Below are 10,076 nucleotides of genomic sequence, written 5' to 3' on the forward strand. Positions count from 1 at the left end.
CCGCCGCCATCAGAGCCCACCTACACCGCCTCCAGAAGCAGCCCACCCGCGTGATCTCCTTCTTCCACAAACCCGAGGTCACCTACGCAGCAGCCTGACCACGACAGAAAAGACCCACCGGTCAATAGCCGCCATGATCCCAAGTAGGTGACACCCCGTCAAACCACCACAGCCACCGCACCACCTATCGAGTTACGCCTGGGGATGCTGCACGCGCGGTCGACTGCGCGCTTGTGCCCAGTGATGAGTCGGCCTGGCGGGTGGTGATACGTGTGAAGCTATCGGTGATCTCTGACTCGTTGACCGCATGCGCCGCCAGGCTCTTCTCGGTGCCGTCCGCGGTGTTGTCGACGAACCTGCCAGGGAGGGCCGCCGCGCCGGTACCGATACCCCTCCGTCATGAACTGCTACGAAGATCTTGGAAGAGTAAGAAGGAGATAGCCCGCCGAGCGGCCTGGTCTGCTCAGGCGGGGTCTATGGCGGCCGCGGCTGTGTGTGGGGAGGTCTCGGTCTCTGTGTTCTGGTGTGCGCGTTGGGCGGGCAGCCACCGTCGTGCCCGGTTGCGTTCGCGTAGGGTGTGGCGGTGCTCGCTCCAGGTCATGGCTGTGAATACTGCGCCGGCGGCGATGATGATCAGGGCGATGGTGAGGTAGATGCCGAGGTAGTGGCTGTCGAACATGGAGTGGGCGCTGTTGACCTGGGTGGCGTTCATGCCGAAGAAGCCGAACAGCAGGCTCAGTGTTCCGCCGACGGTGGTCACGAAGGTGACGGCGACGGCCGTGCGTAGCCGTCTGGCCTCGTCGGCGCGTTGTTCGATGCTCTGCACCTTGTCGAGCTCGGATCGGATCGCGTTGCGCAGCCGTTCGAGCATCCTGCCGGTTGTGGTGGCGCCGTGTTCGATGCGCATGGCTTCGTAGAGGGCGAGGTGGTAGCTCTCGATGCGCAGTGAGGGTACGAGCATGCCGAGGTCGGCTGCTGCTTCGGCTTCGAAGCTGATCGCCACCTCGAGGTCCGCGACGGTGTCGGCGACCTGCTCGAGGGTTAGGCGCAGTGTCGGCAGGCGCCATGAACGCGCTCCGGGTCTCAGCCGATCATCGGTCGAGACCCGGAGGGTGCGTGCGTCTGCGACGAGAAGCCGCCTACGTAAGGGCGGGGGCGTGATTCGGCGCGCCGTCCTGACCATCAGAGACCTGGCTCACGGTCTCCGGGCCTTGTTCCTTCTCCTCTTCTTTCTGCTGCGTGCGCACGATGGCGCGCTGGGCGGGGTGCGCGGCCAGGGACGCGAGGGCGATGAGGGCGGTGGCCGTCACGGCGCCGAGCAGCACCCGGTAGTCGAACCGAGCGATGAGGGCCGCGCCGAGCGCGATCGACACCGTCTGCGGCACGGTGACCGCGAACTCGAAGGCGGCGAAGACGCGACCCTGCACCTCGCTCGGCGTGCCCCGCTGGACCGCCGTGGTGGTGGCCACGAACATCACGGGCACACCCGCACCGAGTATGAATCCTGCGAAGATGGCGAGCGCGTCCACGCGGGCCATGAACAGCACGCCGGCTCCGGCGACGAGGCCGAGGCCGAGCATCACAGCCACGCCCGAGCCCGTGCGCTTGAGCACTGCGCCGCCGGCGACACCGCCGGCGATGGTTCCCACGGCCTGGGCCGCGCCCAGCACGCCGAGGTAGGTCGGCGCGTGGTGCAGCCCCTGCGTGACCACCGCGAGCCCGATGGTTTCGAAGAACCCGAGTACCAGCATCGTGAGACCGGCCGCGATGAGCAGTTGGCGCAGCGATGCGGCTGCGGCGATGAAGCGCAGGCCGGCGCTCAGTTCGCGGCCTCGGGACGCGCGGTCCGCGGCTTGGCCCGGCTCCCGGGTGAGATCTCCTTCCGTGGTTCGGCTCTGTTTCTGAGCTGATTCGTTGACGGTGATCGCCAGCAGGGTCAGCGCGGCCACCGCGAACGTCGCCGCGTCGATCACCACGACCGGCACGATGCCCAGCCACGCGAACAGCCCCGCGCCGATGACCGGCGAGAAGAGGCGCAACAGGCCGCGCACCGACTGAAGCAGGCCGTTGGCGTCACCGAGCAACTCCCCGGGGACGATCGCGGGCAGCAGCGCCTGCTGCGCCGGCCCGGTGACACTGCCGACCGCGCCGTAGCCGAACATCACCGCGTACACGAGCCAGACCTGGCTGCGGTCGTGCACCAGCAGCAGGAGCAGGACCAGCGCCGCGAGCACGAGGTTGACGACGATCAGCAGGGGCCTGCGGGCGAAGCGGTCGGCGACGAGACCGGCGATCGGGAGCAGCACGCTTCCCGCGGCGAAGGCGAACATGGCGAGACCGGCCTGCGCGACGCTGCCGGTCAGCAGCCTCACCCAGACCGCGATGGCCAGGAAGAGCGCGTAGTCGCCGAAATTCGACGAGGTGTCTCCGAGCAGATATAGGCGCATCTGCCGATGAGCCAGCAACCGTGGCATGTGCGGATACTCCTTGGAATTCAACCGACGCCCTGATGAGAGCCGGGAAAGCCGATTCGCGCTTCCCGGAAGACACAAGAAACGCCGTGGCTTCAGCGTCGCACGGTCGGCCGCGGTGCGGAAGTGACGCCAAGGGTCCGTGTCATCAGTATGCCACGGTTGTGGATCAGACCAGAGCCCTGTGAGCGGACATAACGGGAGCTAGCGGGAGTTTTAGCTGGCCGTAATCTGTTGAATACGTAGTATTCGTCCGATTCGGCGACATGGCAGACCTCGTTGACCCGCTCTCGGGCCCGACCTAGCGTGACGCTTCGTGAGGCGATCGCCTTCACATAATCGGGTTCCGCGAGATTCGGATTCTGGAGCTGTCATGACCGGTGTTTCCCGCGCCACCCTCGCATCGGGGAATTCGCGATGACAACGACGCTGCGGCCATATTCCACCCTCGGCGACGACTGGGACGCGGCCGATTCCTCGCCCGCCCCGGCGGCCTTCCGGCGCGGCGCCGAACCCGCCGCGGTGACCGCCTCGGCCTGCCTGATCGTCGCGGCCCGGATGAGCGGCGCGGCCGCCGTGGAGGGCACGCTGACCGACCCGGGCTCCGGGCGGACGCTGTCGATCGCCCTGCCGTGGCGCGCGCCGCTGCGGGCCGTGGTCGAGCGGGTCGGCGCCGCGATGACGGACCTGCCGGACTGCGCGTCGCTCGCGGTGGGATCGGGCCCGGTCTGGTTCAAATGGCGCTCCGGCCGGCTCGTCGCGGACCAGGCCGCCGGCGGGCTCGACGCGGCCCTGCTCGCGGCGCGGCTCGACCCGGTGCTCGCGGCGATCCTCGACGAACCCGAGCTGCCCGCCGGGCGCGTCCGGCTGTGGAGCGCCGAGGACGAGCGCATCGTCGCGTCCGCACACACCCCGGCTCCCGGCATCACCGGCACCATCGCCGAACTGGTGCACGAGCGGATCGCGCACTGCGGCGGGCAGGTCGCCATCGAGGACGGCGGGCTGCTGCTCACCTACGCGAAGCTTGGCGAACTGGTGAGCGTACGGGCGCGCCGCCTCGCCGGCGCGGGTGTATCGGCCGGTGACGTCGTCGGCGTCGGGATGTCCCGGGGCACCGGGCTGGTCGCGACCCTGCTCGCGCTCTGGTCGCTCGGCGCGGCGTTCCTCCCGTTCGACCCCGATCACCCGCGGTTGCGGACCGAGGCGGCGCTCGGCGCGGCCGGCGCGAAGCTCGCGCTCACGGACGACGAATTCGGCGCGCTGGAGCCTTCGGGCCCTGCGACAGGCGACCTGTGCACTCCGCGTCCGGAAGAACTCGCCTACGCGATGACGACCTCCGGATCGACCGGGCAGCCCAAGGTGGTCGGCGTCCCGCATGGCGCGCTGTGGCACTGCGTGCAATCGTTCGCCCGGCTGCTGGACACGCCGGCGCCGCGCGTGGCCTGGACGACCGCCCTCACCTTCGACATCTCAATGCTCGAACTCATGCTGCCGCTGGCGGCCGGCGGCCGGCTGCTTGTGGCCGACGCCGTGACCCGCCGCGACCCGGGCACCCTGGCCGCCTGGCTTTCCGAGCAGGCCCCCGACATCGTGCAGGCCACGCCGACCGCGTGGCGGATGCTGCTACCCGCCCTCAGGAGCCGCCTCGACGGGACGGTCCTGCTGTGCGGCGGCGAGGCGCTGACCGCCGACCTCGCCGCGGACCTGGTCGCGACCGGCGCGCAGGTCTGGAACGTGTACGGCCCGACCGAGGCGACGATCTGGTGCACCGCGAACCGCCTCGCGGCACCGTTCACCGATCCGGTCTCGATCGGGCGGCCGCTGCCCGGCGTCGTCGCGGCCGTGCTCGACCGCCAGGGGCGCCCGGTGGAGGTGGGTCAGGCGGGGGAGCTCTACCTCGGTGGAACCCAGCTCGCGGTGGGATACCTCGGCGACCGGGAGCGCACCGCGGCCGCGTTCGGCAGCACGGTATTCAGTGCCGCGGCGTCTCCACCGCTTGAAGGCGCAGGGCGCGAGCGGGCGTACCGCACGGGCGATCTGTGCGCGTGGAGGCCGGACGGCACGCTCGAGTACCGCGGCCGGGCCGATCACCAGGTGAAGCTGCGCGGCCACCGGATCGAGCTGGAGGAGATCGAGGCCCACGCCGAGCGGCACCCCGCGGTCGCCCGCGCCGCGGCCGTACTCGTCGAGCGCGAACGCGCAGACCAGCGGCTCTTCCTCTACTACCAGCCGCAGGCCGGGTCCTCGGCCACCGAGACACAACTGCGTGCGCACCTCGGGCGCTGGCTGCCCGCGGCCGTGCTTCCCCAACACGTGACCGCGCTGGCCCGGCTCCCGCTCACCCCCAATCAGAAGGTCGACCGGCGCGTGCTGCGGGAGGCCGCGGCCGCCGTTCTCAACCCACGGCCGGCGGACGGCGAGGAGACGTCATGAAGGTGATCGGCTTCAGCGGGCTGCACAACAGCGTCGCCTACAAGCGTCGCGCACTGCCCGGACTCGACGAGCGCGAATACCGCGTTATACAGGGTCTTGACTCAGCGGCGGCGCTGGTCGTGGACGGCGAGGTTCGTGCCGCCGCGGCCGAGGAACGCTACACCGGGGAGAAGGCGACCGGCGCGTTCCCCGTGAACGCCTTGCGCGAGTGCCTGGACCGGGCCGGCCTGCGCCCTGACGAGCTCGACGCGGTCGCGCACGGCTTCGCGTACCGCGCCGCCGAACTCGCCCTCGACGACCCCTATCTGGCCGAGCGGTACGCCCAGGTCTACGACCCGGCCGTGCAGACGACCTGGCTGTCGGAGTCCTTTCCCGGCGTGGACTGGGCCTCGCGCCTGGTTCCCGTGCCGCACCACCTGGCCCACGCGGCCAGCGCCTACTATCCCAGCGGTTTCCAGGACGGGCTGGTGCTGGTGGCCGACGGCATGGGCGAGACGGAGAGCCTCACGGTCGCGACCGGCGTCGGCGGAAAGCTGGAGGTGCTCTACCGGGTCCCGGCGATGCACTCGCTGGGCACGCTGTACGGCGTCTTCACCCTGTACCTCGGCTTCGACATGATGATGGACGAGTACAAGGTGATGGGCCTGGCCGCCTTCGGGGACCGCAAGCGGCACTTCACCGAGCTCATGAACATGGTCCGGCTGCGCGATCAGGGCGTTGTCACCGTGCCCTTCCTCGCCGCCGACCGCACCCTGCTCGAGCGCGAAACGCACCGGGGCGTGCTCGCCGAGCTGACCGAGCTGTTCGGCCCGCCGCGCGTACCCGGCAGCCCGGTGGAGCAACGGCACCGCGACATCGCGGCCTCGCTCCAGGCCACCGTGGAGACCTGCCTGCTGCACGTGCTGCGGCACTACCGGCGCGAGACCGGGCTGCGGGACCTGTGCTACGCCGGCGGGGTCGCGCTCAACTGCACCGCCAACGGACTGATCGCGCGCAGCCGCCTGTTCGACCGCGTATTCATCCCGCCCGGCGCGGGAGACGACGGATCGGCCGTCGGCGCCGCGCTGTACGTCCAGGCGACCCGCGAGCCCGAGACGCCCATCACGGCGATGTCGATGCCTTACTGGGGCAGCACCTATACCGCCGAGCAGATCGGCAGCGTGGTCAGGACCCGCACCGACTGCGAGGTCAGGCACCTGCCGGACTACGCCGAGCTGGCCGCGGACACAGCCGCGGCGCTTGAGCGCGGCGAGGTGGTCGCGTGGTTCCAGGGCGGCATGGAGTTCGGGCCGCGGGCCCTGGGCAATCGCAGCATCCTGGCCGACCCGCGCGACGAGCGGATGCGCGACCACATCAATGCTCTGATCAAACGGCGGGAGGACTTCCGGCCCTTCGCCCCGGTGGTCACCGCCGAGTCCGCGGCCGAGCTGTTCGAGATCGAGCCGGGCCAGGAGGACCGGTACCGGCACATGCTGTTCACCACCAAGACCCGTGCCGAGCACCGCGACCGCCTCGGCGCGGTCACCCACTTCGACGGCACCGCCCGCGTCCAGTCGCTGCGCGGCGAGGACAACCCGCGGCTGTGGGGCCTGCTCAACGCCTTCGCCGCGCGCACCGGCGTGCCGGTACTGCTGAACACCTCGTTCAACCTGCGCGGCCAGCCGATCGTGCGCGACCCCGGGACGGCCGTCGACACCTTCCTGCGCGGCGGGCTCGACCGGCTGGTGATCGGGGACTTCGTGCTCACGCCGAGGCGGGAGCGCTCAGAATGAGCACTCTGGAATACCGGACCGAGGCCGGCTGCGGCCGCGAGATCGCCACGCTGGCCCCGGACCTCGAGCCGGGCGCGGGGATCTCGTTCGGCCGGGCCGAGCTGAGCCGGGAGCTGACCGCTCCGGTGCCGCCGGCCGCCGCGTCCGTGCTCGTGGCCGCGGTGCTGGCCCTGCTCGCGACGCATGACGCCGGGTCGGTTCGCATCGCGGTGGCACGGCCGGGCGCCCTCGTCCCGCTGCGCTGCGAAGTCTCGCCGCGAACACCGCTGGCCGATCTGGTCCGCCGGGCGCGGGAGATCGTGCTCGCCCCGGTCGGCTCGGCGCCGGCCGGCGCCGCCGACGTCGCCGTCGCGGTGCTCGGCCCGGCCGCCGACGGCGACGCCGGCGCCGCGGACGGCCTCGCGCCGCAGGAGCTGGAGCGACTGGCCCACGAACTCAACTGGTGCGACCTGACCTTCGTCCTCTCATACGGCGACGACGGCTGGCGGGTCACCTGCGGCTACGACGAAGACCTCTACTACGCCACGACCGTCGCCGCGCAGCTAGAGCGGCTGGACGCGATTCTGGCCAGGATCGTCGCCGACGATGCGGCCCTGCTCCGCGACGTGCTGCCCACCGGGATCGCGCCGCTCGCGCCGACCGTCGCCACTGCGTCGCAGGACGCATACATCGCGCCGCGATCGGCCACCGAGGCCGCGCTCGCGCGGATCTGGGAGCAGGTCCTGGACGCCGGGCCGGTCGGCGCGGACGACGACTTCTTCGCCCTCGGCGGCCACTCGATCCTCGCCGTCAAGGTACTGGGACGCTTGCGCGAGCTCTTCGGGGTCGCGTTGCACATCGACCAGCTCTTCGCGCACCGCACCCTCGGCTCACTCGCGGAACTCGTCGACGCGGCGCCGCGGATCGATCTCGCGGCGCACGGCCTGGGCCCGGTGCCCGGCGGATCGGATGCCGGCGCGGTGTCCTTCAGTCAGGAGCGCATGTGGTTCCTCGACCAGTGGCGACCGGGTTCTGCGCTGTACAACGTGCCGGTCGCCGTCAGACTGACCGGACCCGTGGACCCGGCTGCGCTGCACCGCTCGGTACAGGCCGTGGTGGACCGGCACGCCGCGCTGCGCACCGCGCTGGTTGCCGTGGACGGGGCGGTGCGGGCGATCGATGCGCCACCGGGGACCGCAGTGCCATGGACCGCAGTGTCATGGACTACTGCGCCATCGGGCATCGCAGAGCCGGTCGACACCTTGGGCGCCGCCCTGGAGATCGCGCGCGCCGGTGTCGCAGAGGCCTTCGATCTGTCGGCCGCTCCGCTGCTGCGCGGCGGGCTGGTCGGCTACGCCGAGCAGGAATGGCTGCTGTGGCTCTCGATCCACCACGCGGCCTGCGACGGCTGGTCGCTGGAGATCGTGCTGGAGGAGCTGACCGAGGCGTATCGCGCCGGCGGAACGCTGGACCTGCCGCCGCTCGCGCTGCGGTATGCCGACTTCGCGGCTTGGCAGCGCGACATGCTCTCACCCGAGGCGCTGAGCGAGGGCGTGCAGTGGTGGCGCGAAGAGCTCGTCGGACTCCCGCCGGTACTGGAGCTGCCCACCGACCGCCGCCGCCCTGAGGTCCCGTCGTTCGACGGGCGCACCGCGTGCCTCAAGGTCGAGCCCGAACTCGCCGATGCGGCCCGCGGCCTGGCCCGCAGCCGGTCCGTTACGGAGTTCGACGTCTTCGCTGCGGTCTTCTCGCTCCTGATCGGGCGCTGGTCGGGACGCTCGGACGTGGTCGTCGGCACGCCCTGGGCGGGCAGGTCGGCGCCGCAGACCGCGCGGCTGGTCGGCTGTTTCGTCAACACGTTCCCGTTGCGCACCGACCTTTCCGGGGCGCCGAGCTTCGACGCTCTCCTGGAACGGGTCCGGCGCTCCTCGGCCCGGGCGCAGGCCCACGCGCACATACCGTTCGAAGCGATCGTCGACGCACTCGCGGGCGAGCGCGAATCGGCCTGGTCGCCGCTCACGCAGGTCGCCTTCGGGTACCAGCGCGGAACACGCGCGCGATGGAGCCTCGGCGACGGCGTGGACGCGCGGGTGGAGGCGGTGGACACCGGCACGGCCAAGTTCGACCTCACACTCGTGGTGGTCGACCTCGGCTCCGATGGAATGCGCATCGAGGTCGAATACGCTACCGACCTGTTCGACGACGCGACCGCGGACCGCTTCGGCCGCCAGTGGATCGCGCTGCTCGAAGGTCTGATCGCGCGACCGGACGTGCCGGTGACGCAGCTGTCCTCGCTCACCGCGGACGAGCGGCGCTCGCTCGTCGAGTGGGCCGGCGCGCCGAGCCCTTTCCCGGCGCACGCCACGGTGGACGCCCTCGTCGCGCGGACGGCGCTGGCGCGGCCGGACGCGGTGGCCGTCGTGGACGGCGAAACCCGCGTGACCTACGCGCAACTGCTGGCGCGCGCCGACGGCCTCGCCTCCCGCTTGCACGCACTCGGCGTGCGCCGCGGCGCGTTGGTGGGGCTGTGCTGCCGGCGTTCCGCGGACCTGGTCGTCGGGATGCTCGGGATCCTGCGGGCCGGCGGCGCGTACGTGCCCCTGGACCCGGATCATCCGGCGGACCGGCTCGCCTTCATGGTGGCCGACACCGGGGTCCGCGTCGTGGTCGGCCACGCGGAGCTACTGCGCGGTCTTCCGCTCGACGCGATCACCACGGTCGCGGTCGAGGACGCGCCCGGGCACGGCCCCGGCGAGCCCGTCGGGCCGATCGAGGGTGACCAGCGCACCGGTGAGGACGCCGCGTACGTCGTCTACACCTCCGGCTCCACCGGGAAGCCGAAGGGGGTCGTCGTTCCGCACCGTGGAATCACCCGGCTGGTATGCGGCGTCGACTACGTCGATCTCGGCGCGGACCGTGTGATCGCGCAGATGTCGAACGCGTGCTTCGACGCCATCACCTTCGAGGTCTGGGGAGCGCTCGCGCACGGCGGACGGATCGTGATCGTCCCCTCCGCGACCCTGCTGTCCGCGCCCCGGCTCGCGGCGCTGCTGCGGCTCGAGCGGGTCGACACGGTGTTCATCACCACGGCACTGTTCAACGCGACCGTCGCCGAGGTGCCCGACGCCTTCGCCACCGTCGAGCAGTTCTACTTCGGCGGCGAGGCGCTGGACCGCGGCCGGGTCGGCTCGGTCCTGGACTCAGGCGTCGGCCCGGCCCGGCTGCACAACATCTACGGGCCCACCGAGGTCACCACCTTCGCCGCCTGCACACCGCTGACACAGGCCCCTGCGACGACGGGCCCGATCGGCCGCCCGACCACGAATACGTGGGCTTATGTGGTGGATGGTGAGGGTGCTCTGGTGCCGGTGGGTGTGCCGGGTGAGCTGTGGTTGGGTGGTCCCGGGGTGGCGTGGGGTTA

At 71.2% G+C, this 10,076-nt stretch carries 5 protein-coding genes; 3 read left to right on the plus strand and 2 right to left on the minus strand.

All coding sequences use genetic code 11. The features are described from left to right. Positions 1–463: 463 nt before the first annotated feature. Together KGA66_RS26000 and KGA66_RS26005 are read right to left on the minus strand one after the other, a co-directional pair. A complete protein-coding gene (locus tag KGA66_RS26000; RefSeq protein WP_211471670.1) occupies positions 464–1,003 on the minus strand; it encodes a hypothetical protein in 540 nt (179 codons plus the stop codon). Positions 1,004–1,139: 136 nt separating this feature from the next. After that, on the minus strand, positions 1,140–2,474 hold the full coding sequence (locus KGA66_RS26005) for an MFS transporter (RefSeq protein WP_211471672.1): 1,335 nt from the start codon (positions 2,472–2,474) through the stop codon (positions 1,140–1,142). A gap of 414 nt (positions 2,475–2,888) precedes the next feature. On the opposite strand from KGA66_RS26005, the gene KGA66_RS26010 reads away from it, so the two are divergent. The 3 genes from KGA66_RS26010 to KGA66_RS26020 all read left to right on the plus strand — a co-directional run. After that, positions 2,889–4,904 carry an amino acid adenylation domain-containing protein gene (locus tag KGA66_RS26010; protein WP_211471674.1) on the plus strand — a complete coding sequence of 672 codons (2,016 nt, stop codon included), beginning with the start codon at positions 2,889–2,891 and terminating at the stop codon, positions 4,902–4,904. Then, complete coding sequence (locus KGA66_RS26015; RefSeq protein ID WP_211471676.1) at positions 4,901–6,676, plus strand: carbamoyltransferase family protein; 1,776 nt, start codon at positions 4,901–4,903, stop codon at positions 6,674–6,676. The genes KGA66_RS26010 and KGA66_RS26015 overlap by 4 nt, the downstream gene beginning before the upstream one ends. Beyond that, positions 6,673–10,076 (plus strand): condensation domain-containing protein (locus KGA66_RS26020; protein WP_211471678.1); only part of this gene is annotated, 3,404 nt, incomplete at its 3' end. The genes KGA66_RS26015 and KGA66_RS26020, both read left to right, overlap by 4 nt.

It is taken from the genome of Actinocrinis puniceicyclus, assembly GCF_018283645.1.
Taxonomy (GTDB): domain Bacteria; phylum Actinomycetota; class Actinomycetes; order Streptomycetales; family Catenulisporaceae; genus Actinocrinis; species Actinocrinis puniceicyclus.